The organism is Paenibacillus sp. FSL H8-0260 (assembly GCF_045040625.1).
Lineage (GTDB): Bacteria > Bacillota > Bacilli > Paenibacillales > Paenibacillaceae > Paenibacillus_AQ > Paenibacillus_AQ odorifer.
Window position 1 is genome coordinate 5,641,860 of sequence record NZ_CP150298.1, and the last position, 24,998, is coordinate 5,666,857.

The following is a 24,998-nucleotide window of genomic DNA, read 5'->3' on the forward strand; positions in this document are numbered from 1 at the left end:
GCCAGATAGAGATGCTTTAGTCAATCCGCCGCGCTGCAAACTAAAAAACCAAACAGCGATTCTCCAATCGTCGGAGAATCGCTGCCTGGCTGTCTTTTTAACACTTATTGACCAATGATCTGATCGGTCTTTCCTTGCAGCTCCACTAGCTTCATGATCACCGAAGCCGCCAGCGCTTTTGTTACATTCTGCTGCGGATTAAACTTGCCGTTGTCATCCTTTAAGAGTCCCAATTTCACAACAAGAGCCACGGCCCCTTTATTGTTTATAGCTGAGCTATCACTAAACTGACTTACAGTCACATCTTTATCAAGATAAGCTGTGAGTTTATTGTATTTCAAGAAATTAGCCAGATGAACAGCAAGCTGTTCCCGGGTTAACTTACTCTCTACTTGCAGGCTTTCATCCTTATTGATCCATTTACGATCTGCTGCAAAAATAACTGCATCATAATATGAATTCTCTGGCTTCACGCCTGCCACAGTTTTTCGTTCATTATTATTATAATAATTGGTGAAATTTGGACTAGAAGCTTTGGCAAGATAGGATAACCAATCACCGACAGTTATTTCTTGATCCGGGTTCACTTTGCCTTCGGCATCCGGTGTAATCACATGGTGGTTTACCAATTCTGATAATTCCCGCTCTGCTGCATGACCTTTGATATCCGTTGCAGATAGTTGAGCATCTTGCTGACCGAGGTAATCATACACCGCAACCCATTTTCCAGTGGCTGCATCCAAAACCTGATTCAATCCATTAGATTCATCAAAGGTTGTATCATATACCAGCTTCACCTTCGGTGCGACATAGTTACTATAAGTATTGTATCCGCCAACCTGAGTATACTTCAGTTTAGTCTGATATTTAGGTTTATAACTTTCGAGCGCTTCTTTCTTGGAAATTGTTGCATCAGGCGATAATGTGATTCCATCGATACCGCTTATCCGATTCCCCATGTAAGAAGTCAGTCTGCCGTAAAGATCCAAGCTTACCGTAATGGTGCTGTCACTCACAGGAATTCCTTGATGATATCTAATAAACTGGTATCCATATCCTGATCCGTCTGAAGTCAAACTCGAATTATCCCCGTATTCTACCAGCTTTAGCTTCTGGCTCGCCTGAGGATATAGACTATTAATTATACTAAGCGCTTTCACCTTCGCTTCAGCCTCACTAAGCTTCTTACCTCCAGCAGGTGCCGGCTCTTCCTTCTTCTTATCCTGAATAGCACCATAAGCTTGAACCTGGTACTGCAATACTTCACCGGTCTTTGCATCGATCTCGGCAGAGGATTGTTCTGGAAAGCCAGCACCAATGTAACGATCATTTCCATTACTGCCCCAGTATAGCTGCCAGATTTTCCGATCTGAATCCTGATAGTCATTTCTCAAGGTTTGCGAGATCAATTTACGATCTGCCGGGATATAAGCAACCTTCTCTACAAGCTGTGCTGCTTCTTTTGCAGAAAGCTCTGTACTAGAACTTCTTGCCTGAAAAACATCCTTGCTCTTCGCTACTTCTGAATACACGACTGAGGTGGATACGGATTCTTTTCCTTCATAATCTATCCGCTTGCCCGTTAATGCATCGATAGGATATAGAGACTGATCTATTGGACGCCAGCCTAGGATCCAGTTGTTAGGTTTTCCGTTCTTATAAATAGGAATGTAAAATAGGCCCACATCAAACTGTTCCGCAAATTGCTTCTGTGCTTGCTCCAAGGTAATCTTGGGCTGTGCAGACGGGTACTCAAGCCCTTGAGAAGACTTAGAGAATTGCGTTACAGTTCCGTTACCATCCACAACTATGTTAATGCTGTCCGATCCAGAAGGAATACCATTTTTCAGAATACTGAAGTTATATCCATATTGAACAGGACCGAATAATGATTCCGAAAAATAACTATAACCAACATTCTCATTTAATTGCAGCTCACTGCTCTTAACCGATGAGGCTGCCTTAGCCACAAAAGTCTTGGCGATCTCCAATGCCTGAGTCTGCGATACTTTCGGTGGATAATAGGATTCGTTCTTCTCCTGGGAGAATGAGAGATAGGTGTTGATGATATCACCATTAATGGCGTCTACCTCACTGCTAAAACCATATCCCATATTCCCTTCTTGAACCTGCCACTGAATATGCCAGATCATTTGATTTGCTGGAGCTGGGTAGCTTTGGTTAGATCCCAGTTGAACATTGTTTACAGTTGCATCTTTTAGAGATGGGAATAGTTCTTTTAACTTTGCAATGGCTTGCTCCTGCGTGAATTTCACTTTTGCAGGATCAGCCTCAGATTTCGTAGTCGTAGCTGGAGCCGCTGATTGCGTACTAACCTGCGTTACGGAAGTGTTGCTGCTAACAGATATAGAATCGGCTGCGGCTAAGCCAGGGGGTAAGAGTAACGCGAGTGCAACGGAAGTGATTAATACCGTTTTAGCTGTTTGATGAACAAAAAGAGTACTATTGCTTTTCAAAAGAATTCATCCTCCTCTAACACGTGATTCATATTATTATACAGATATTTTCTTGTATTTTCCATAATTATTTAACGACAGGAAATTACGACATTTTTGTGATGTGAGCTATAATGGTAAACAGTTGCAGCTATAATTCATCTAGAAAGGGGGTCACCGACATTACTGACTGGAACCTTCAGCCGCTTATTGACGGTATTACTAACCTAGACATTCGCAGTTGTTTGATCATTCAACATGGAGAACCCATACTGGAGCATTACCGCGATCCACAAATCGCTGAAGAGCTTGGCAAAATCAACTCGTGCACCAAAAGCGTACTCTCCGCCTTAGTTTGCATAGCCATAGATAAACAAATGATTCCACCTCCAGACACACCTATTTCTTTATTTTTTCCTTCATTAAAAGAAGATCGTGACCCACGTAAAAGAGAGATCACTATCGAACACTTATTAACGATGACCGGAGGCTTTAACTGGACAGAGTTTGGTGGGCAGAATTCTTTTCCGGCCATGACTAAAACCGCAGACTGGATAAAATTTGTGCTTGCACAGCCATTAGCTCATACACCAGGAACCGTGATGACTTATAACTCAGGCTCCTCTCAGCTCTTGTCCGCAATCCTGCGTGATTGTGCTGGACAGGCGGTTGCAGAATTTGCCGAAGATCAGCTGTTTCAACCACTTGGCATTCAAAGCTATCACTGGGAGAGCGATCCGCAAGGCATACATACCGGTGGGTTCGGACTTCATCTGAAGCCGGAGGATATGCTGAAATTCGGCTTACTTTATTTGCAAGAGGGACGCTGGAAGGATCAGCAGATCCTTTTTTCAGATACAATTCAGCAATCTACCCGCCCTTACGTTGAAGCCAATCATCCGCAAAAAGGATTCTACGGCTGGCATTGGTGGGTATCCCAATTCAATGCAGGTTCAGAGCAACAGCCCAACGAGATCCCTTATTATTTTGCACTCGGCTTTAAAGGGCAGCATATCATTGTAGTTCCTGCTTACGAGCTGGTTGCCGTTATCACCGCGGATAAGTACAAAAAAGGCTCTCCTGCAAATGTTTTCGGCCGATTTATTGTGCCGGCTCTTCTAGGGCAGTAAGAACCAGGAATCACATGCAGTTCTATGTGTGGATACCACACAATCCATAAAGCAGCCGCAGCCATAGACTGATAAAGTCTTGGGCTGTCGCTGTTAGATTTGTACAAATGATCGCTATTAATTTTTCTTCAACTCGTTTGCTGCAAGCTTAAATGACACCAAATTTCTTTAATGCGTAGGCTATCCCGTCTTCACTTGCTTTTTTTGTAACAAAATCGGCTTTTTGTTTTAACTGTTCCGCTCCGTTTCCCATCGCAATTCCCAACCCCACATACTCCAACATGTCGATATCATTCCCACCGTCACCAAACGCGATAGCCTCTGACTTGCTAATACTCAGATAATCCAGCACTTGTTTAATCGCCGTTGATTTAGAAACTTTTGTTTTTTCAAGCACATTCATAACGTATCCGTGAAAACGTTCGAACCGTAATTCAGGAAATCTATCTTGGAATTTTTGCGCTTCATTTTCGTCCGCATACAAGCATATACAGTAAACCTCCTCTGGCAGAGCGCTCAATTTTTCGGGATATTGTGTAAGACTCAAAGTCTCCTTTAATGCCTTCATAACGCGCTCATCCTCGGAACCTATTCCGTTCATAGTTAAAAATTCGGTGAAATAGGACATGCCATGTCCGTTCAACTCAGCAAAAGCCGAGAGTTCCCGCACGGTTTCTGTTGAAAGCGTTGATTTATAGATAACGTTATCCTTACATTTGATAAGCGCACCGTTAGCAGAAATAAAGGTATCAATGCCCATAGACTTGAACTCTTCACATAAGTTATGCGGTCTCCCTGTTGCAACTACGACTTTAATTCCTCTCTCTATCAACTTCTCAATTGCTTCTATCGTGCTAAGTGGGATACTTCTATCAATTTCACTCTTTAGAGTACCGTCCACATCAAAAAATACAATCTTATACATATTATGAAATAAGCCTCCCCGTTCGATCGTAACTAGATAGATTATATTTCATGGGATCTAAAACAAGAAGTAAGCCGATCACACGGATCAGCTTCCTTCTTGTTTTCTTATTCAGCTTCGGCACAACAAGCTTACGTCGTTAATTTTGCATATACCACAAAAAATAACATCATTTCACCAATGATCAGGTAATTAGGTATAAGGAACAACAAATCTACTGCGAAAAAAACACCAAGTAAACCTAATAACAACGCCAAATGGAATATCCCTAACCGTTGCTGTATACGTCTATATTTATGGAAGACCAGTGAGGTAGAAAAGAAGTAGAGCAGGACCGATCCAAAAACAAAACACACCATAAATATATAATTTAATTGATCTAAAAATAACAGTTGGATCGAAGCTGCAATCATACTCAAGGATACATAAATAAATAAATGCCCGTAAATTATGGTTTGCCCGGCAGTCTCTATAGTCTTATCCACTTTCTTTTCAACATTATCAAAATATTGCCACCACATAGCTATAATTAATAGAAAAGTTAATAATGCAAATACAATAGATTGCCACGTCCAGTGGCTAGACTGTAAAACCGCAAGGATACTGACCACTGATTCCCCAAGCAGAATAAGTGTAAACAACGAGAAGCGTTCCAATAAATGATGAGTATTGATCGGACTTTTTACCAAGTATTTCCGGCCTACTAATGGAAGCAGAATGTCTACAGTAATTCCCGCATACAAAACTACATAACGCATCCAAGAGTCAAAGAAAAGTGATAAAGAAGAGATCACTAATCCAATCCAAAATCTGCTTCCCAAATACCGGGCAGTGCCCTTTCTATCAGCCGCTTCATTCTTATTTATCGTAAGATATTGAATGGCTGTCATAGCTCTTAAACCAACATAACCTATTAAGAATGGCATATAATATTGATCAAAGTTAACCGATAAGCTCGCCGTCATTATTAATACAAAAAATAATTGTAGAATCAAGAATATCCGATGTGAAAAGATATCTTGCCCAAACCGATTCACAAAAAGCGATTGCCCTACCCAAGCCCACCAGATCGGAATAAATATTAAGATAAATTTGGATAAGTATTCAAGTGGAATTGTACCCGCCTCTACATGCAATAGGACATGGCTCGCTTTTGAAACTGCTGCTACAAAAAGCAGATCATAAAATAGCTCCAGCCAAGTAACTTTCTTCTCAGCAATGGATACTGTGCTGTGCTCAAATCCCGATGTGCGTTTATTCATCGTCTGACTCCCTTGGTTTGGATGTGTATTTCTAATACAGTTTATCGAATACTTATCCATCTTAACCGAATTGATATACTAATTTGAAGACCCTTTACCTAAAAATAAAACCAGCAAGCCTCCACACAGGGAGCTTGCTGGTTTTTAGTAAATAAAGTTATTCCCCGGCAATACCGGAGCGTTCCACACTTTCTACAAAATGACGCTGTACGAACAAATACAGAATCAGAATTGGCAGAATGGTTAGAATACACGCTGCCATAACCTGATTCAGTCCAGTTGGGGCCATCCCAATAGAACCCGAAGTCATTTGCGACATCGTCTCCGCTGCCTGATTATTGGAACCATAAAACATCGCTAATCGCTGCGACAGATTATAGAAATCCGGTGTTGTTAAATACGTATTCGGTTCAAAGCTGTCATTCCAGTGCCATACCACAGAGAACAAGAATACGATCAGCATTGCCGGCTTGGCGATAGGAAACATGATTTTCCAGTACGTTCTGAATGCGCCTGCACCGTCGATACGTGCTGCTTCCTCCAACACTTTAGGCATGCCGCGATAGAACTGAATAAAGATCAGTACGAATAATGCCCCCTTCAACCCGTGCCCAAACATAGAAGGAACCACAAACGGCAAATGTGTATTAATCCACCCCAAGTCACTAAAGAACAAATACAGTGGCACAACAATCGTCTGCGGTGGAACTAGAAAAGTAAACAGCAGCAGAACGAAACACACTGCGTAGCCTGGAAAACGGTATCTGGCAAAACCATAACCGATTAAGGAACAGCTTAAGATTTGCAGAACCGCACTCCCGAAGGAAATAATCGCACTATTTGCGAACCCGGCCCAGAATTTAAGCGAATCCCATGCCAGAAAATAGTTGCCAAAACTAATCTTTTTCGGAAGCCATTGCACTGTGGCATCGGCCACGTCTGTTACTTGCATCATGGATTTGGATACCATGTATAACAAGGGATATAGGAATACGAACGTTAAGCTGAGAATAACCAAGTAATAAAAAGCGATATTCAGCACCTGAAGCGAACGTTTCACGACCCTGTCCAGCCTGCCGCTTGCTTTTAGACGAGTTGTCAGATGTTCCATGTTCGTTGTCCGAACCTGCTTTACGGATTCCTTCAACATCTTCTACTTCCTCCCTTCGGTGGCACCGAGCGACTTGCTGAATAACAGGAAGACCAAACCCAGAACCAAGAAAATAAATACAAAATAAATCCAGCCCATCGCTGAGCCATATCCAAAATCATTATTCTTAAAGACGACATTCAAAATATGACTCATGATTTGATTATCTGCCTTCGTGAATGAGCTGACGATACTAAACAATGTGTTTACGAGCATCATCGGCATAATCATCGGGAAGGTGATTTTCCAAAAGCTCTCCCACGCGGTTGCTCCATCACATTTGGCCGCTTCATACAGTGAAACAGAAATCGTCTGTAACCCCGCTAGAAAAATCAGAATTTGCACGCCAGAATCCCACATCACCAGCGTTAAAGATTCTGCATATTTCAGCAATGACTTCAAAATGTCGCCGGGGATAAAGTTATGGAGCTTATCATATAAATCCTGATTATAAAAAATTGGTAAATTTGCGGCACCCTGATCCATCAATTTGCCCAGAATCGCCCCTGAAGCAATGATGACCGGCAAAAAGAATACGCCACGGAAAAAGGTTTTTCCTACGAGTCCGCGATTTAGCAGAATCGCACAAAAGAGCGAAAAGATAAGAATTAACGGAACCTGAGTCACCGTCGACACCATCGTCGATTTGAGCAGAGGCAAGAAATTAACATCTGTAGTAAAAGCGGCGCGATAATGCTCCATCCCAACAAAAGTGGCCAGTAAGCCGCCTTTGCTCACTTGGAGATCCTGAAAGGAATAATACAAGGAACGGCCCAGCGGAACAGCCATAAACACCAGAAATCCGACCAGCCACAGGCCGATGAAGGAATATCCTTCAACGAAATAACGCGCTCGCATCGATAGCTTTGATTTTTTCACTTCATCATCCTCCTGTTACCGCATAGCTGAATGCCTCGACGGTCTGACCAGACACGTCAACGGACTGCTCATTATAGTTGACTATAATGCTCACACCGTTTGCATAAGTCGTCCGAAAGACCTTACTTTGCAGCTGCTCATGATTCGTCATTTGCTGGTTGCTAATGCTGTCATAGACCTCTTTCAATGCGAGATAATTCTGCACAGAAGGTGCCAGCCAGTTCTCAAGACTAGAGCTGAACAGCCGGTCTGCCATGGTTCTCTGAAGATCGCTAGTCGGAGCATAGGTTAATTCATAACTTGGAAGGGCTCCATATTCCAGCGCCCGTAAGGTTTGGTTACGGGAATCATCGTACAGATTAACCGGGCTTGCTGTATAAGGCACTAAGCCGTGTAACACTAGTTGATAAAAAGGAATCGCCCGATCTGTATAGACAAATTGACTGGAGTCGAGCGGCACCTGATCAATCCGGTTCACATGTCCTAATGTATAGGCAAAACCATAATCTACTGCCGTGTTAAGCTCACCCTTACGGAAGTTATCCAATGCATTAACATAAGTATCTTCTGTAAGCTGGCGGTCCGTATTGGATTTATTATCCTCATCGGAGTATAGCAAGCTTCCAAAGTGTTCAAACTGTACACCCTTCACACCCAGATCCTGAAACTTGCTTAACTCAGCATTACTGCGTTTTGCGATAACACTAGGTTTCATTAAATAGAAATAATCATCCGTATTCCACCGGGTAGAGAGATAATAGACGTACTGCTTCAAGACTTCACGATTAATACCGCGCACAGCATCTCTGCTTGCCTTCACGCCGTTGCTATCTTGGAAAGGTTTCACGTAGTTAGCTTTCAAATAAAGATTTACGCCCTTGCCTGCGGCATATTCCTGAAGCTCTTTAAGTCCCTTTTTGCCTCCCAGCTTCTTCTCAACAGGGAATTGTTCTGGCTGGTTTCCGTATAAACCATTTTTGGACCATCCCTCGATCGTAATCTCTAGCTGAGTAACACCCTCTGCCTGATATTGATCAATCATGTCCTTGATTTGTTTAAACGTAGCTGCTTCTATAAAAGTTGAACCGATGACTTCATCACGTGAAATCCCACCGAGCACTTGAAGATACAATGGCGTGTTCTCAAGAACTACTTCCTTGACCTTTTTCTCTTCCATTAAGTAATTACGGTATTCCTTCGCCATCCCAACGTAGTTGGCTTCCTCACCTTGGAGCAGAACATAACGTACGCTACGATCGGTTTTGATCATCTCACCCTGATAATAAGGAATTTGGCCGGAATTGCCGACAAAAATAACATCATCCTTGCGCAGGGTAAATTCACTTGATGCTCTATAAAGCGAAATAGCGCGAATGCCTGATGGAACACCGTTGATTTTAGCGTCGGTATCTCCCTTAGTAACAATTGCTAAATATCCTGTGTCTCCCTGATAGATTCCAAACACTGGCAAAGCGATAGCTTTTTTAAGAGGTGCCGCCTTTTGCCAAGAGTTATCCGTAATTTCATGATTTTGTTTCACGAAGGTTTCGTCCCCGCCGTAAATGTATTCAGAATAACCTTTCAAATAAGCGGGATGATCTTTCCGAAACTCCAGCAATGCCCCTGAACCATCTGGAAGCATCATTGCCCCCTCTGCATCTTCTCTAGCCGCATGAAAAAATGGCAGCACCTCCAGACTCGTGAATTTCGCATTCCCCTCTTCCTTCAAATACTCCTGTGGAATGGAAGCCTCAAATCCATTAGCAGTCAGTCTGTACTCCAGAGCAAAAGAAAGCTTCAGGCTAATAAAAGCAAACTCCGCGCGGACGACATCTTGCTCAATCGTTACGGTAACCGTGGAGTCTTCATCTTTAAGTGGGTAGACCTGTGTAATATCAGCCCCCTGTGTGTATCTGGCATAAATCGGCGCGGTCGTGTATTTCTTAATATTTGGCATGGCTGTTCGCTCCAGCTGTGGAGATCCAAGCCACTCCTTGTTTGTGATTTTGTCTGTGATGCGAAGATTCCCCGATTTCTCATCTACATATAAAATATAGCGTTCGTTCTCCAGTGCTTTTGTTCCAGGCGTGACCGGCTGCAGCTCAACCTTCTGAACAAGTGCTGCTACAGCTGCTGGAGCCTGCTCTTCTGCCGGAGCCGTGGTCTCCTTTTCTTGCACAGCAGTGGCCTGCCCTTCAGCTGGTTCAGTCACCACCGATGTTTCCTCTTGCCCAACCTCTTTGCTTTCTTCAGTCTGAACAGACTGCGCAGCGGTAGACGGATCGGCGGAACTGTGTAGGGGTTGAACATTTATCACTGCGAACAGCATCATCACAACAATACAGAGAATGCCCCGCACTTTAACTTTTTTTCTCATCGTGTTACCTTTCCCTCCTTACGCGCGCAATCTCAACTCTTTGAGCAGATCGACAATAAATGAAACAAATTGATTGGAAATACCAAACAGCAAAATGCCTACAAACCAGATAATGGCGATCCCTATTACACTGATTATGGTGATAAAAATAACCTTGCGAATCTCAAAATCATGCAGGATCTTCACCTTCATTAAAATCAACCAAGCCACCCATAGAATCACAAACTTGTGCAGCAGATTGAAGGTTGAAGCCTCATCCAGCGAAAGGACCAACGTTAGCAGTGTGACTGGGATGATAAAGAGCATGTATGGAACAAGCGCAAAGGCACTACCCACAAAAATCTCTTTAAATTTCCCCTCACCATCCATAATCGTACTGACACCCCAGTTCGAAATACACCAGGTCAACCAAGGAACGATAAGCCAAATAAACTCATGAAACATAGAGATTTCATGCGGCTCTCTAGTTTGAAAAGCATACCCTGTAATCAGAATCGAGATCATTCGTGCCACAAAGGTCAGTAGAACGATGGCAATCCCCTGTATCCAGCGGATACGCTGCTTTCCTTGAATATCGTTATAGAACTGATAAGGATGAACTACAACCTGATGAATCATTCGCAAAGTGTTCATCCAATCTCCCCCTTTGCCGGGTCCAAAACTGCCTTGTTTCCTCTATACAGCCAGGCATGGAATCTCCGGTATAATCTCGGCGCACTCCAGAACAGTACTAAGAACAGTCCAATTCCACCGGCGAAGAAATAAGTAAAGTGCTCCCGGATATACAATTTACGATATTCGCGGAAAGCGGATGAATAGTCAGCTTTGGAATTTGAAAGCTTGAAATAGCTCATAGATTCCTTATATTGCTCTGCTTTATAAAGCGCTTTGCCAATAGCCTGATAAGCCATATCATAATTGGCGTTCAATCGCAGCACCTCTTGCCATAAGGATTGCGCTTCGTCATAGCTGCCATCTACATATAGCAAAGATGCCTGATGAACCAAATCCGCAAACGGCGTGGTCCGGAAGCGATCGATTCTGCCCCGTCCTTTATCCACTACATAGATCAAACCATCAGCGGTTTGATCTACGGCGGAAGGAGTCACGAAGAGTCCATTCTGATCCCCAATCCCGCCGAAGCTGAATAACAAATTCCCCAGCTTGTCATATTGAAAGACTTTACTGGACTGCAAATCCAGCGCGGTTATAAATCCGTTCTTATCAATACTGATCCCCATAAAGGAAGCCATACTGAATGGACCCTCGGAGTAATAATCGCCATACCAGTGTTTACCAATGTTCAGCGTATCTACGCCTACCGGAGATAACCGTTTGATCTGGTTATACTCTTCGCCCAGGGTTGTGCTGTAGATAAATCCTTCTTCATCCAGATCCACGTTGGAGAACTCAGAAGGTTTAACGGTCGCCAGCTGGTTCTGCTGCTCTTTGGTGGCCACCAGCTTAATTAAGAGTCGTGTCCAGGAGAAGCCTACATGGTTCGCTCCATAGAACCCCTTGAACTTACCGCCCGAGTCAATTTGCAGCAACCCCTGCGTGTTACCATCGCTCACCACATACATATAATCACGCTTATCTACAACTAATTTAGAAGGAGAATAAGAGAAATTAGCACCCAGTAATGGGCTATCCGGTTTTAGAAACTCTTTTACGAACTTGCCATTTTTATCAAAAATAGCAATACGCGCGTTTTTTGTATCTGCTACATATACCGTTCCATCCTCTTTCACGAATACACCCTTCGGCTCCTGCAGCTTGCCGCTGCCTTCCGCATCACCGATCAGATTTAGCAGACGACCGTCCTTATCCATATGAACAATACGGCTATTGCCCGTGTCTACTACGTAGAGTGAATCGTCATCACTAATAAAGAGAGATTCCGGATTTTTGAAGGACCCCGTATCTGTTCCTGTTGGATCGATAGAAGAATCGTAGAGATAACCATTAATCGAGCGGACCTCATTGCCGGACTGATTCCACGTATACCCCTCATACGGGGCTTCGCCAGCTAGCGCCTGCCCTGGAAGCAGCAGCACTGGCAGTGTCAGCGTCACCAGTAGCCCTGTTAGCAGCATTTTTTTCATATTACGTCTTATCATCATGACTCCCCCTATTCCTTCAGCCCCGAATGGGCCATTGTCTGAAGCACCATCCGCTGCGTTAATATAAAGACAAGAATAGTCGGGAGAATCATCAAGAAGCTTGCTGCCGCCAAAGTACCTACCCTAGCAACGACTCCGGCTCCACCACTGATGGTTTGGATGGCAAGCGGCAATGTCTTCATTTCCTGAACAGTCGTATAGACCATTGAAGGATACGGATCATTCCAAGCAGAAATGAAGCTAAATAAAGCAAAAGTCGAAATCGCCGGTTTAAGCATTGGCATCACAACCACCCAGAATACCTTCCATTCTGAAGCCCCGTCTATGCGGGCCGCCTCTAATAAAGCGTCTGGAAGCTGCCGCAGGAACTGGGTCATAAGAAACATTCCCATCGGTGCAGCCAGATAAGGTAAGATCATTGCAAAATACGAATTCATTAATCCGCTGCGGCTAATCAGCAGATATTGCGGTATTTGCAATACTAAGGGTGAAAACATCAGCGCCGCCACAATCATACTAAAGATAGCGCTTTTAAATGGCATATTGTGCTTGGCAAGCGGATAAGCCGCCATTGCTGAAATTAAGACACCCCCGACCACAATCCCCGATGTAACGACCACGCTATTGAAAATAAACCGTGAGAACGGCACCGCCGAAGTTCCGGTAATTAACAGCAAATCACGAAAGTTCACCAACGTCGGATTCACTACGAAAAACCGCGGTGGGAACAGGAATAGTTCGCTTGTTGGTTTTAAAGCAGTCACTGCCATATAGACAAGTGGCAGCAGCATAATTAGGCCAAACACCGTTAAGAACAGATATAAAAAGATGCCGCCATAGTCAATACGCCGTAAATTTATTTTGTGCATCCTAATCCCTCCCCAGCACTTTGAAGATGAGACGGTTGAGCCCAAGCATCAAAGCGAACAGTAATACAGCAATCGCTGACGCATATCCCATCTCAAAGCGGATAAATGCGTAGTCGAACAGATGCGCCATAATCGTATGGCCTGCATAAAGGGGACTCGGAAATCCAACAAGCCGCATACTGACGTCAAATACGGTAAGCGAACCGACCACCTGCATCACCGCACCGAATAACAGCTGCGGTTTGACGCATGGAATCGTAATGTACCATAGCTCCTGCCAGCGGTACTTGACCCCATCAATTGAGCCAGCTTCATATAAATCTGTCGGTACATTTTGAAGTCCGGCCAGAAAAGCAAGGAAACCTACCCCCATACTCATCCATAAGGAAACTATGATGATCACCGGTACGATCGAATCTACATTTTGTAGAAATAAATAAGGTTCATTGATAATCCCCAGCTGAATGAGCCAGTGATTGAGCAACCCCTTGCGGTCGCCGGCGAACAAATACAACCAAACCACGGACATTGCTACTGCACTTGTAATCGATGGCACATAGTAGCATAGGGTATAGAAAAAGCGGAACTTCTGCGGAATCTGGCTAATCAGCCAGGCCAGCAAGAAGGCCATAATATAACCTATCGGACCTGTAATAATGGCAAATTTCAGCGTAATCCCAACAGCTTTAAGAAAGATATCATCGTCTACAAACAACAGCTTATAGTTAGAGAAGCCAATGAATCTCGGTGTCTCAATAATGTTGTAATAGCTGAAGCTTAAAACGACGGACATGATAATAGGAACAATAGTAAAAACGGTGAACAGAATCAGGAAAGGGGCCAAGAAATAATAGGAAACTTTATTTTTCTTGATATCCAACCAAAGCTGCGCCCATTTCCCGGGAGTTTTCGTCGGCTGCATCTGTACGGCTTCGTTCTGTGCCGGTGTAATTATTTCACTACTCATTTCTGACCTCCTTCCTCTTTAGCGCTTGAAGTCTGGGAAGTTTCAATTCCGAACTCTTCGCGTTTCTTACTAAGCTCTTTATTGATTTCACGCACACCTTGCTCCATCGCCTCCCGCGGGAATTTACCGTTGAGCACAATTTCATTCCAGATGTTGGCGATATGCCGGGTCGTGTAATATCCTCCAAGCACCACTTCGCGCTCTTTAAACCACTCCCACTGTTCCATAATGGCGTCGATATCTTCTTGCTGCCACGGCAGACGTTTGAGTGCTTCAACATTGGCTGTATTCCAACGAGCTTCAACACCCAGCAAAGACTCAAGCTCTGAGCCGAAGTTCTCCTGTGCATCCGCACTGGTCCACCATTTCATGAACTCCCAAGACTCTTCTTTCATATCCGTATCCTTAAAAATAATTCCTGTCTGTGCAAGCCCGCCTGTAGAACGGTTAATCTGTCCATCGGCTTGTTCAATACCCGGCATTGGTTTCATGCCCCACCAGCCTGTCAATTCAGGTGCGGCAGTAGATAACAGAATGTATGTGGAATAATCAGCAACGCCGATTGGCATCTCTCCAGAACGGAAACGGTTATAGAAATCCGCTTGTTTCTGCAGCTTGTAGTTCGTAAAGAGTCCCGTCCACATTTTCATAGCTGTCAGTGCTTCTGGTGAATCCAGATCAGACAACATCCCATTATTCTTATAGAAATCTCCACCATACTGGAATAAGAACGGCGCAAACTCATTAATGGCTAGACTCGGATTGTTCGGGGCATGTGGATAATAGAAGTCCATCCCGTTTTGTTGCAGCACAGGAATCAGTTCCATAACCTCTTGCCACGTATTCGGAATATCCTTCTCGCTAATGCCCAGCTGTGCCATAATATCTTTCCGGTAAAAGAGCATCGTGAAGTTCTGATTCTCCGGCAATGCGAAGTCTCCGTTATCATACTTATAAGGAATCAGTGCACCCGCTCTGAAACGTTCAGCAACCTCTTGATAATCTGAGAATTCATTCAGATTCACGAGTGAATTCCGCACCGCGAAGTCAATCGGCACTTCACCCTCAACCCCCAGTGCCACATCGGGAGCAAGTCCGGCAGTATTGGCTAATAACAGAATCTGCTTCTGATCCGCTGCAAGCGTAGGAATAATATTGACGTTCACCTTGATGCCCGTGTTTGGTGTAAAGTCCTCATCCACCATTTGCTTAATGATCTCCGCCCAATCACGTCCACGAGAGATCCAGACATCCAGCACCTTTTCATTTTTGTACGTATTCCCTATGCCGCTGTAATCCTTTGTAAAAGAACTAAAGAAGTCATACGTCATCGTCCCTACACGGGTATACCAAGGAGCCGCGTCTTTAGGCCATGGCTGATCTTCCGACTTCACTTCAATATAGTCCATTACAATACTCTGCTTCATTAATCCGTTGACCCATAAGCCAAGCGATGACTGCAGATCCGTAAATTGCTGAAGACGACCTGGAATACTTGAGGTATCCTTCGCCATTTCCAGGAACCGATCACGTGCTTCATAAAGCGTACTCAGCTCAGAGCTTCCATCCGCAACGCCAAAAGCATACATATCCTGCACAGCATCATCCAACGTCCGCGCCATCAAATGTAAACGTGGCACAAGATTAGGAATGTTCTGCTCCAGCTGCCAATCCCCGTTTGGATCGGGGTTCGTTCCCGTTACCTGCGTGATTTCACGTCCCAAAAGAGACATTTTATGTGTAGTGTTCAGCACAGCTTCAATCATTCCGCCTACACCCGATACTTGAACTTCCATCCGCAACGTATGCTTGCCTTGTTCGAGATAAAAGAAGTATTCTCCGTCCTCATTTCCCAGCTTGTTTACTTGCCATTCCGCTTTGTAAGGGAATTTCAAGGCATTCAGCTCTTGGAACGGTACCTCGCCATCAATCATAATCCGGCGTTCCACCGGTATCCCGTTTAGGAACCACTGGCCGTAACGAATTGCGATATTATAGAGCCCTGTCTCAGGAATCTCGAAATCCCATTCCGCCCATTGTCCACCCGTACGCCACCCGACACCCCCAAAACTATTAAGCACAATAGCATCTTTGTTAAAAGGTTCGGTGAGTGGCTCCCGGTCCTCGATCCGCTTCAGCGTTGGATCTGAACGAAGGGAGGATTCTTCTGCCTGAATTTTGATCACTTGATTCTGAACAGGCTTGTAACCCTTATTCTCATACTCCTGCTTCACTTCCGCATAAGTCGGGAGCGGTTCTGGAGAAAATATTCTCAGTTCACTAAGTGCAGCCGGTTCCCGGATGGCTTCCAGCTTCACCGTATGCTCCCCTTTGGTCAGATAAAAGCGAAAGGGATCCGCAGTTCTGGCCTCAGCATCTCTAAACTCCCGATATTGCCAGCCTGTTACCTCTTCCCGCTTGGGATTAAACTCATTCCCTTGATTGTCCAGCCATGGCTCTGCACTTTCTTTCCACATCCGCTGGAATTCCATTTTTTTTACTTGAGAGAATAAATACTCCCCATCAATCTTTACGCTTCGAATGATCGAGGATCGTTTACCAGGAAGGGCATAATACTCCATCCCCATCTGATATAACCCATCTGCCGGAACCGTAAATGTATATTCCACCCAGCTATCCTCTGCTTTAAGCGCTAGTACCTTGCCGGGTTTTCCACCAAGATCCGTCATTACCTCTGTACCTTCAGCACTAATGGCCGTATAATCCTCCGAAGGAATAGCAAGCGTAAAATCCGATGAGTCCTTTGCTCCATCCTGCTGTTTTTCCTCGTAATAGCTTAAGTAAGAGGCTTCGAGTTTTGAATTCACACTATCGCTTTCTAAAATAGAGCTTTCATCAACATCCGCATAAACGGGGACGCCCTCCATCGCTGAATTATCAAACCCTCGTGATTGATTCCACCACATTAGGGAGACTCCTAAAAGTACCAGTAACAACAAACTAATCTTATATTTTCGCAGTATGCGTAACACGCATCGGTCTCCTCCCATCTTTACGGGCCTCTCGGACTTAAGTGAATACAAGCAGGGCAGCTCTGGCAATTGCAGGCTGCCCCTCCTGTTATTAGATTTCCTTACGGCTGCATTCCTATTGCCTTTTTAAAGGCAGCAATTTCTTTGGAAGCTTGCTTCAAGACATCATCACCAATTTTTTGAATAGCCGTCTTGGAATCTGTGTTCTTAGCCAGTGCATCACCGATCGCCGCTATAAAGATTTCCCAGCCCTTGTTATCTACTGGTGTAAGGTGTTTGACTGGAATATCGTTGCTTAATTGCTCATATAGTTTAAATTCCTCTTGCCCACCCAGATATTCATTTTTAGTGTTTGCGTACCAATCAAGACTGGAAATATCCTTGTAACCCGGCTGAATGGAATGTTTTGCCCAAATTTTCCAAGCATTTTCACTTCTCATGCTCCACTGAATGTAAGCCCATGCCGCTTCTTTATTTTTGCTTTGCGAAGGGATAACAAAGCTTGAGCCGCCCATTCCCACGTTAATTCCTATTGGCAAACGGGTTACCTTCCATTTTCCGGCAAGCTCAGGGAATGTTTCCTGAAGTCCGCGCGCTCCAAATGAACCCGATACGACACCAACTAAATCACCTTTCAGAACTAGCTGTTTACCTTCGTCTGAGCCATAACCGATATGAGGTGCCCAGCCCAGCTGTTGTCCACGTTTTGTAATATCAAGAACTTTCACCATTTTGTCCGTATTACGTGTCCAGTTCATATCCTTATCAAAGTAGCCGACTTCATCTCCTGCCCATACGATCGGGCCATCGCTCCACTCCATGAAATATTTACCGTTAGCTTTCAAAATTTGAGCCAGGTTCAAGAGATTCTCTTCATCTTGCATGTATTCACCAAGCTCAGCAGGATCACTTGGCAATCCAAGCTCTTCAAAAATGTCTGCACGGTAGTAATAAACCCCCGGTGTCATATCCCAAGGCATACCAAGCAGCTGTGAGCTGTCCGGTGTCATCCAACGTTCCCAGTTATATGGAGCAACCAGATCTTTATATTTTCCAGCGTTATAAGGCTCTTCCAAAAGATTCTCCAGCACATTGCCCGCCATATAACGGTTCAACTGGTACATTTCTACTTCAGCTACATCCGGCGCTCCACTACCTGCGGCGATTGTCGTTTGCAGCTTGTCATGCAGGTCGCCAAAGGGCATAACTACCGTCTTCAGCTTGATTCCAGGATATTCAGCCATAAATGCAGCGCCGACTTCCTCGAACACTTTTTCATTAAAGGCCCAAACGGTAACCTCACCTTGAATATCTTTGCTTGGCAGGTCGTTGGCAGGATCTGCTGCTTCCGTGCCCTCAGTAGCTGTTGCATTGGTTGGCTCACTAGCATTATTGGTTTTTCCAGTGTTCGTTTTCCCGTTGTTAGCTGCATTTTTATTCGTCGTTGAGCTTCCAGCGCTGCTACAGGCTGACAGAATAAGCACAAAAACCATTACCATACATACGACTAAACTGCTCGTTTTTCTTTGCGAAATCATAACCTAACCTCCCTCTTAAATTGAACAAATAAATGCTTGTTTATAGTGAAGGAGTGAACCTCCCTCCGTGACCGGCTATTTCCCCCCTTCCTTTAGTCTTAACACGGTCACGGAATATTTCGGGAATTCAAACTCCAGACTACCTTTGTCTACACTTACCTTTTGAGTTACAGGTGCCACCTTGTCAGGTTCAGCGAAGCTATTCTCAGCATTTAAATCGTCCGACTGAAGTACGGTAGCTGTTCCTTCCAGGCTTGATGTGGCAAGTCCGGTAAAAGAAACATCCGTGCGCTGAGCAGTGTCACCCGCATTAACGACTTTAACGATCAGCTCACCTGTGGCAAGATCACGGCTCGCAGTTTGGAACAGCGGCCCTGCTGGGCTTTCATCGTTCACCTCTTGTATAAGCTCATCGTCGAGATAGAGCCGGATATTAGCACCTGATAATTCAATGCGGATATCGTACAATTTCCCAGTCTCAATCCTTACAGGAACCGTTCTTCCGATGACTGCTCTTGTTCCACCTACTGATTTTTCAATCGCGCTCTGCGTATTTCCCCAGCCGCCAAGATTCCACCAATAGAAGTTGCCTTCATCTTTAGAGCCGAACATAATGAGCATACCTTCTGCTCCGCCAGTCTTTTTCGCCTTAAGAGAAAGTGTATAATCACTCCATGAAGCCTCACCGGCAACTGCACGAATATCAATATCATTAGAAGTCTGCTTAAAAGTACCCTTGGATTGTTCCCAGTCCCCATTGTTTAGAGTCCAAGCTCCGGAATCCTTCTTGAAATGATCTTCAAAAAGAACGTCATCACCTTTCGCTACTCGTACATCGCTGTACTCTACCTGGGTGGCCCAAGTCCCCAAACCAATTCCACCTTGAATGGATTGCTTACCGGAGGTTTCTTCTTGACCTAGAGCCACAAGTGAGGTTGGAAGAACTACATCCCCCTTATTGCTTCCGAACATCTGCTGCACATGATAAGAAGGTGTTCCGTAGCTAGTCGATGAATCAAACACAATAGCGTCCGGGTTCCAAGTACGATCCTTCGTATTCACAAACAACGGGGCATAAGAGGACATTTTTACGATATCAGAATTCCGTTCCATGCCCATCATAAAAGCGGCCTCGCCGATTGCAGCGTTCAGATTGCCTTCTCCGGCACCCTTGGTTACCGCATACTCACCAACATAAATCTCAGGACCACTCCGGTCATAAGTATCGTATCTGTTCGAGTTGCTGAGGAACCATTCAGAGGTTTCATAGTAATGCTCATCAACCATCTCGATAGGCTCACCTTCAACTGCCGCATTGGCAATGAGATGAATCTCTGGATACTTCTCTTTAATTGCTTTATAAAACAAGCCATAACGCTTAATATATTCACTCATCTGGAAATTGTTTTCGTTACCAATCTCTACATATTTCATATTAAAAGGCTCCGGATGACCATTGGCGGCTCTTTGTGCCCCCCATTTGCTAGTAACCGGTCCGTTTGCATATTCAATGGCGTCCAGCGCATCTTGTATCCATGGCTGAATTTCACTGACTGGAACGGTATTCTGCTTGGCTATAGGATCTCCGTTATGTGAAATCCCGATATAAGCTACATATAATGGTTCCGCTTTCAGATCTTCGGCCCATTGCAGATATTCGTGGAAGCCCAGCCCGTCTGAGGAGCGGTAATCCCAATATCCCTTATGACCGGGACGCGTTTCAATCGGACCAATGGTGTTTTTCCATTGATAAGCATCAGTTGGCGTTTTCCCTTCCACAAAACATCCCCCCGGAAAACGAACGAATGCGGGTTTCATCGCAGCTACCTTTTCAGCCAAATCGATGCGAAGCCCATTCTCCCTGTTGTTCCAAGTCTCAGGAAACAAAGACACCGTATCGAGATAAACAGTCCCTACATTGGTAGCAGAGATTACAATTCGTGCGTTTGCTACAGTACCTGTAGAAGTCAGTGTGTATGTATATGGATGCCATCCTTCTTTTAACTTATCAACGGTCTGTTCTGCATATAGCTCTTTGCCATCCGGACTTTCTAACGTTATACGCAGTGGCATATTGTCCCCTGGCTCTGGCCGCGCATAGAAAGACAACTTGTAACTGGCATCCTTCGTCAAAGCAATCCCCCAGTAACCATTATTCACAGCAGATACCGAACCACCCTCGGCAGCTGATGATACTGTTAAAGCCATTGCCTGGGTCTGAGCATCGTTCAAAAGCTTACTGCTGGTCAGAGCAAGCTTCCCTTTACTCCCTTCTTTTTCATCCATCCACCAATTGAACAGTGTGACCGAACTATCCTCAAAGGAACGATTGGAAATCAGCTCTGCATATAGCCCTCCATCTCCCGCATGATTAATCTCTTCGAAAAAGGCTCCGTACAACATCGGGCTGATCTTAGCTCCCGGATTCCCCGTATCCACAGTCAACGTATATGCGGTTCCACTACTTGTGTTAGCTGCTGTCGCCGTTGGAAGAGTTTCCTTTCCCGCTTCACCCGTTGCTTCTTTGGCAGACTCCTGAGACAGTGTTGCTGGGTTTTCGCCCTTAGAAGCCCAATAATACGTCAGCCCGCCAATCACAATCACGAAAATCAGCACCGTAAGCCATAGCTTCCGTCCATATTTATTCAAAGATAATTCCCTCCAACTTTTTATTAGCGTTTTCATTTTTATGAAGTGAACAGATCCTTCCATTCGTAATAACTTAAAATCATTTCACAAAACCTAAATGAATCCGTTTCCATTGATAAAATACCATACTAAAATCTGGTTGTAAATAAATTAAACTAAACCTTTTTATACTTTTATGAATATAATTTCCAATATTTTTGCAAGAAATTAAGAGATTTATTAGTTTTTTTAAAACAAATTCCCTCTTTTCATCTCACCATCTTTATATTTTTCTAAAATAAACGGGGGTTTACAGCCCTAAGTAAGTTTAATTTTCATTTTTTTCTTCATTTATTTTACTGTTTTATTTTTCCATTCAAATAATAATGAAACTAAAATTAATTGTATTGCCCCCAAAAAATCATATAAAAAAAGCTCCCCCTTGCCTAAACTCAGGCAAAGGAAAGCTATAGTTCAATCTCCAACTAAATTTAGTTCCGCCACTTCATAAACTTGTAATCAAGAAAATCAACAAGCAAGAAGAGAATAAAACCGACCAAGCTGAACAACATAATTCCGGCATACATCTCCGGATAATCTAATCTTAACCACGCATCCATGATGAAAAATCCCATACCGTGCTCTGTTCCATAGATCTCCGTAAAAAACAGTACAGATATCGCCGTTCCAAGCGAAATACGAATCGTACTCAGAATTACTGACAATGCACCCGGCAGTGTCACATGCCAGAACTTCTGCACAGCGCTGGCACCTATACTAGTTAAGACATCATAGGTATTGTCCGGAATAGCCTTAACCCCATCCCTTACCGAAATGATGATCTGAAACAATAAAATCAGCATGATCATTAGGATTTTGGACGTCTCCCCAAGCCCGAAGAACAGCATCACTACTGGAAGCAGGGCAATTTTGGGAACAGGATACGTCAAGTAAACCACAGGGTCCAGCAGTTTGTTCCAGGTCAATGAACGTCCCATTAGAAGACCTATAAGCAGTCCAATAATTAACGCCAGTACCACACCTGCAAAAATTCTGAACAAGCTATACCCTACATTTATAGCAATATCCTGCGCCCCTAACTGAAACATCGCCTTATATACAGCAAAGGGACTTGGCAAAATCGAATGGTTCATAAGTAAAAATGCGATATACCAGACTACATTCATACAGACAAATACAAATAGCAGCCTTACTAGATGATGAAGTCGACGTTTGTTTACCATATCTCCTGCATTACCTTTCTAATCCGCTTAGTCTGCTCAAAGAAATCCACACTGTCCCGCTTATCCTCATGCTTCATATGAAACACCAAATGATTATCAATAATTTCAGGTGTAGTTTCTTTGTTGGACGGCATGACGATAATCTTTTGCCCCAGCAGAATCGCTTCTTCCACATCATGAGTGACAAATAATGTAGTCGTCGGGTTAGCCATCCAGTTCTCTAAAAAGAGGACCTGCAGCGTTTCCCTTGTTATCGCATCGAGTGCAGAGAATGGCTCGTCCAGCAACAGAATAGTAGGCAAAATGGCAAAAGCTCTGGCAATCGCTACTCTTTGCTGCTGGCCTCCACTGAGGGATAAGGGATAACGTTCTGCTAAATCAGAGATCCCCATCGACGAAAGCCACTGCTTAATCTGCGTCTCCCGTTCATGCTTGGATGAACTTGCCGTATGCGTAATCTTCATTGCGATTTGAATATTATCATGTACAGTCTTCCAAGGAAGAAGCCCGTAGTTCTGCGGCACCAGTCCAATTAACGTTTCTTTTTCGTGCACAGATTTCTCATTAAAAAGAATTTGTCCCTGATAACTAGGCAGCAAGCCCGCAATCGCCCGTAATAAAGTAGATTTCCCGCTGCCGGAGGGTCCGATAATGGTGTAGATCCCATGTTCCGGCAAAGATAAATCCACCTGACCTAAGGCTAATTGTCCGCTCTTATATTCTACTTTCAGATCCTTTATGGCGAGTCCTTTATTTCTTGAATTGGACATCAGAAATCACATCTTCAGCCGAGATATTTTTGCTGAGCAAACCTTTTTCCCGTGCCCAAGCAAATGCAGCCTCTACTTCCTTCACATCCACTTGATAAGCTGGTACATAATCCGGTACTTTGATCTCATCTTTTAATGTCTCTGGATATCCTACTTCTTTGATTACAAGATCGATATATTCAGATTGCTCATGGGATTTCATATAAGCTACTGCTTCATCATATGCAGCATACATACTGCGGATAGCTTCTGCTTTGGCATCAATTGCAGTTTGCGGGAAAGCTAATACGAACGGATTTACTCCCGCAGTTAGCGTTGAGCTCAGTACACGCAGGCCTGAGGTTTTGCCCATCGTTACAAAAGGTTCTGGCAAAATTGCCGCATCCGCCTTATTATTCTTAAGCAATTCTAAACGGGTCGGAATCTGTGGAACCTCTGTCACTGTAATATCAGCTTCGATCAGACCTGCTTGTTTCAGCATCATGGCCACTGTATATTGTGTGGAGGTATTTTTGGACAAAATCACGGTTTTTCCCTTCAAATCCTTCACATCCTGAATCGATTCATTTCCAGTCAGTAAATCAAATTCCCCAAAAGTTGTACTGGTGATCTTCACATCCAGTCCAGCCTCATTGTAAATGGAGATCGCAACCAGGTCAGCACTTAGACCATCCAGCTTGCCTGCTTGAAAAGCTACATCCCGATCTTTGGCGCTTTTAAACGTCTGGATGTCCAGATCCACACCGTGGTTTTTATCGAAACCTTGTTCATGTGCGATGATAAAAGGAATAGCATCAATCGAGGGTAATAAACCGAGCGACAATGAGGTAACTTCTTTTGCAGCCTCTGGAGCAGCTCCCTCTGACGATTCTGTATTTGTATTATTTTTCGAACCACAACCGACTGCAAGTGCAGCGATGACAACAACCATAATAGATAACAACAACATTCTCTTTAGACCTTTATTCTTCATTTAACTCTCCTGCCTCCATTATTCTTTCTATAGTGTAATTCTCTGTAATATTCTTTGCTCACTCATAAATGTGCATGCAAAAAAATCCTTAAGCTCTACAAAAAAAGCTTTAGGCATGTTAAGTTTACCACCAATCTTTATATTTTGTATATTTATAAATTTAGATATAAGTAAATAGAAGCGACGCAAAAAAAGCTGACAGCGGAATGGTTCCGCTACCAGCCTCAATCTCTATGTTATGGAGTTAGTAGATTTGTATGGATTTTAATGACAGCTTTTTTAATCTGCTGCCCCGGTTGACCCATACCCGGTCTGTGAACATCATGAGGGAAAAAGACCGCGAACATTCCAGGCTTCAAAGATAACAATATTTCATCTGCTGATGGGGGATAAAGCGCATATTCTCCTTCGGCATCGTAAGGCTTAATGGGCTCGATCCCTTCTTGCAGGGGTGCCCAGCCAATCGTTTCTTCACCTTCGATCAGATAATGCACATCAATATAAGTCTCATGCTTCTCTGCGACTTGTTCCTCCAGCGATTTTGCCTCCAAAGCCATAATCGAAGCATACATTTCGTTCCCGCGGATTTCGATTCGCCCAAGATCAGGATCATGTTGTAAGATTACTTTCAATTCCTCAATAGCCTCAACAATGACAGGATTCTCATACTTGATATGCTCTTCCCAAGATGACAAAGAACCTAAGATCATAACT

The 24,998-nt window shown here is 43.9% G+C and carries 18 protein-coding genes; 1 reads left to right on the top strand and 17 read right to left on the bottom strand.

Going from position 1 to position 24,998, the window contains the following annotated elements; all coding sequences use genetic code 11:
- Positions 1-104: 104 nt before the first annotated feature.
- Positions 105-2,477, bottom strand: coding sequence for a YcdB/YcdC domain-containing protein (locus tag MHI51_RS25065; protein WP_341003736.1), 2,373 nt, complete (start codon positions 2,475-2,477; stop codon positions 105-107).
- Positions 2,478-2,590: 113 nt separating this feature from the next.
- Between MHI51_RS25065 and MHI51_RS25070 the strand changes: the two genes are divergently transcribed.
- Positions 2,591-3,586: a serine hydrolase gene (locus MHI51_RS25070; protein WP_081387614.1), complete on the top strand. Its 996-nt coding sequence runs from the start codon at positions 2,591-2,593 to the stop codon at positions 3,584-3,586.
- Between the two features lie 148 nt (positions 3,587-3,734).
- Here the strand turns inward: MHI51_RS25070 and MHI51_RS25075 are convergent, their stop codons facing one another.
- The 16 genes from MHI51_RS25075 to MHI51_RS25150 form a co-directional block, all read right to left on the bottom strand.
- Positions 3,735-4,511 carry a Cof-type HAD-IIB family hydrolase gene (locus MHI51_RS25075; protein ID WP_405173333.1) on the bottom strand — a complete coding sequence of 259 codons (777 nt, stop codon included), beginning with the start codon at positions 4,509-4,511 and terminating at the stop codon, positions 3,735-3,737.
- A 131-nt stretch (positions 4,512-4,642) separates the two neighbouring features.
- Positions 4,643-5,731, bottom strand: coding sequence for a low temperature requirement protein A (locus MHI51_RS25080; RefSeq protein WP_076220415.1), 1,089 nt, complete (start codon positions 5,729-5,731; stop codon positions 4,643-4,645).
- A 199-nt stretch (positions 5,732-5,930) separates the two neighbouring features.
- On the bottom strand, positions 5,931-6,923 hold the full coding sequence (locus MHI51_RS25085) for a carbohydrate ABC transporter permease (protein WP_081387615.1): 993 nt from the start codon (positions 6,921-6,923) through the stop codon (positions 5,931-5,933).
- Positions 6,924-6,926: 3 nt separating this feature from the next.
- A complete protein-coding gene (locus MHI51_RS25090) occupies positions 6,927-7,802 on the bottom strand; it encodes a carbohydrate ABC transporter permease (RefSeq protein ID WP_081382489.1) in 876 nt (291 codons plus the stop codon).
- Between the two features lie 4 nt (positions 7,803-7,806).
- Positions 7,807-10,179 carry a DUF5696 domain-containing protein gene (locus tag MHI51_RS25095; RefSeq protein WP_076277615.1) on the bottom strand — a complete coding sequence of 791 codons (2,373 nt, stop codon included), beginning with the start codon at positions 10,177-10,179 and terminating at the stop codon, positions 7,807-7,809.
- Positions 10,180-10,197: 18 nt separating this feature from the next.
- Positions 10,198-10,812, bottom strand: a complete 615-nt coding sequence (locus tag MHI51_RS25100; protein WP_076277616.1) for a YIP1 family protein — start codon at positions 10,810-10,812, stop codon at positions 10,198-10,200.
- Entirely contained in the window at positions 10,809-12,302 is a 1,494-nt protein-coding gene (locus tag MHI51_RS25105; protein ID WP_342410111.1) for a hypothetical protein, read from the bottom strand. Before MHI51_RS25105 ends, MHI51_RS25100 begins: the two co-directional genes overlap by 4 nt.
- A gap of 8 nt (positions 12,303-12,310) precedes the next feature.
- Entirely contained in the window at positions 12,311-13,171 is an 861-nt protein-coding gene (locus tag MHI51_RS25110; RefSeq protein ID WP_036679629.1) for a carbohydrate ABC transporter permease, read from the bottom strand.
- 1 nt (position 13,172) lies between these two features.
- Positions 13,173-14,138, bottom strand: a complete 966-nt coding sequence (locus MHI51_RS25115) for a carbohydrate ABC transporter permease (RefSeq protein ID WP_076129175.1) — start codon at positions 14,136-14,138, stop codon at positions 13,173-13,175.
- Positions 14,135-17,065, bottom strand: a complete 2,931-nt coding sequence (locus tag MHI51_RS25120; RefSeq protein WP_405173334.1) for an extracellular solute-binding protein — start codon at positions 17,063-17,065, stop codon at positions 14,135-14,137. Before MHI51_RS25120 ends, MHI51_RS25115 begins: the two co-directional genes overlap by 4 nt.
- A 167-nt stretch (positions 17,066-17,232) precedes the next feature.
- Positions 17,233-18,669, bottom strand: a complete 1,437-nt coding sequence (locus tag MHI51_RS25125; RefSeq protein WP_405173335.1) for an ABC transporter substrate-binding protein — start codon at positions 18,667-18,669, stop codon at positions 17,233-17,235.
- Positions 18,670-18,744: 75 nt separating this feature from the next.
- Positions 18,745-21,318, bottom strand: coding sequence for an alpha-L-arabinofuranosidase C-terminal domain-containing protein (locus MHI51_RS25130; RefSeq protein WP_405173336.1), 2,574 nt, complete (start codon positions 21,316-21,318; stop codon positions 18,745-18,747).
- 470 nt (positions 21,319-21,788) lie between these two features.
- Positions 21,789-22,541: an ABC transporter permease gene (locus MHI51_RS25135; protein ID WP_081383954.1), complete on the bottom strand. Its 753-nt coding sequence runs from the start codon at positions 22,539-22,541 to the stop codon at positions 21,789-21,791.
- On the bottom strand, positions 22,535-23,311 hold the full coding sequence (locus MHI51_RS25140; RefSeq protein WP_341003741.1) for an ABC transporter ATP-binding protein: 777 nt from the start codon (positions 23,309-23,311) through the stop codon (positions 22,535-22,537). The genes MHI51_RS25135 and MHI51_RS25140 overlap by 7 nt, the downstream gene beginning before the upstream one ends.
- The gene (locus MHI51_RS25145) at positions 23,292-24,284 is read right to left on the bottom strand and encodes an ABC transporter substrate-binding protein (protein ID WP_405173337.1); all 993 of its coding nucleotides are present in this window, start codon (positions 24,282-24,284) and stop codon (positions 23,292-23,294) included. Before MHI51_RS25145 ends, MHI51_RS25140 begins: the two co-directional genes overlap by 20 nt.
- Positions 24,285-24,520: 236 nt before the next feature.
- Positions 24,521-24,994, bottom strand: coding sequence for a YhcH/YjgK/YiaL family protein (locus MHI51_RS25150; RefSeq protein ID WP_076186392.1), 474 nt, complete (start codon positions 24,992-24,994; stop codon positions 24,521-24,523).
- Between the last annotated feature and the right edge of the window lie 4 nt (positions 24,995-24,998).

Coding starts and splice junctions, on each gene's coding strand:
- MHI51_RS25070 (WP_081387614.1), top strand. CDS start 2,591: ATGGTAAACAGTTGCAGCTATAATTCATCTAGAAAGGGGGTCACCGAC.
- MHI51_RS25075 (WP_405173333.1), bottom strand. CDS start 4,511: ATGTATAAGATTGTATTTTTTGATGTGGACGGTACTCTAAAGAGTGAA.
- MHI51_RS25085 (WP_081387615.1), bottom strand. CDS start 6,923: ATGTTGAAGGAATCCGTAAAGCAGGTTCGGACAACGAACATGGAACAT.
- MHI51_RS25095 (WP_076277615.1), bottom strand. CDS start 10,179: ATGAGAAAAAAAGTTAAAGTGCGGGGCATTCTCTGTATTGTTGTGATG.
- MHI51_RS25100 (WP_076277616.1), bottom strand. CDS start 10,812: ATGAACACTTTGCGAATGATTCATCAGGTTGTAGTTCATCCTTATCAG.
- MHI51_RS25105 (WP_342410111.1), bottom strand. CDS start 12,302: ATGATGATAAGACGTAATATGAAAAAAATGCTGCTAACAGGGCTACTG.
- MHI51_RS25110 (WP_036679629.1), bottom strand. CDS start 13,171: ATGCACAAAATAAATTTACGGCGTATTGACTATGGCGGCATCTTTTTA.
- MHI51_RS25115 (WP_076129175.1), bottom strand. CDS start 14,138: ATGAGTAGTGAAATAATTACACCGGCACAGAACGAAGCCGTACAGATG.
- MHI51_RS25120 (WP_405173334.1), bottom strand. CDS start 17,065: ATGTGGTGGAATCAATCACGAGGGTTTGATAATTCAGCGATGGAGGGC.
- MHI51_RS25125 (WP_405173335.1), bottom strand. CDS start 18,669: ATGATTTCGCAAAGAAAAACGAGCAGTTTAGTCGTATGTATGGTAATG.
- MHI51_RS25135 (WP_081383954.1), bottom strand. CDS start 22,541: ATGGTAAACAAACGTCGACTTCATCATCTAGTAAGGCTGCTATTTGTA.
- MHI51_RS25140 (WP_341003741.1), bottom strand. CDS start 23,311: ATGTCCAATTCAAGAAATAAAGGACTCGCCATAAAGGATCTGAAAGTA.
- MHI51_RS25145 (WP_405173337.1), bottom strand. CDS start 24,284: ATGAAGAATAAAGGTCTAAAGAGAATGTTGTTGTTATCTATTATGGTT.
- MHI51_RS25150 (WP_076186392.1), bottom strand. CDS start 24,994: ATGATCTTAGGTTCTTTGTCATCTTGGGAAGAGCATATCAAGTATGAG.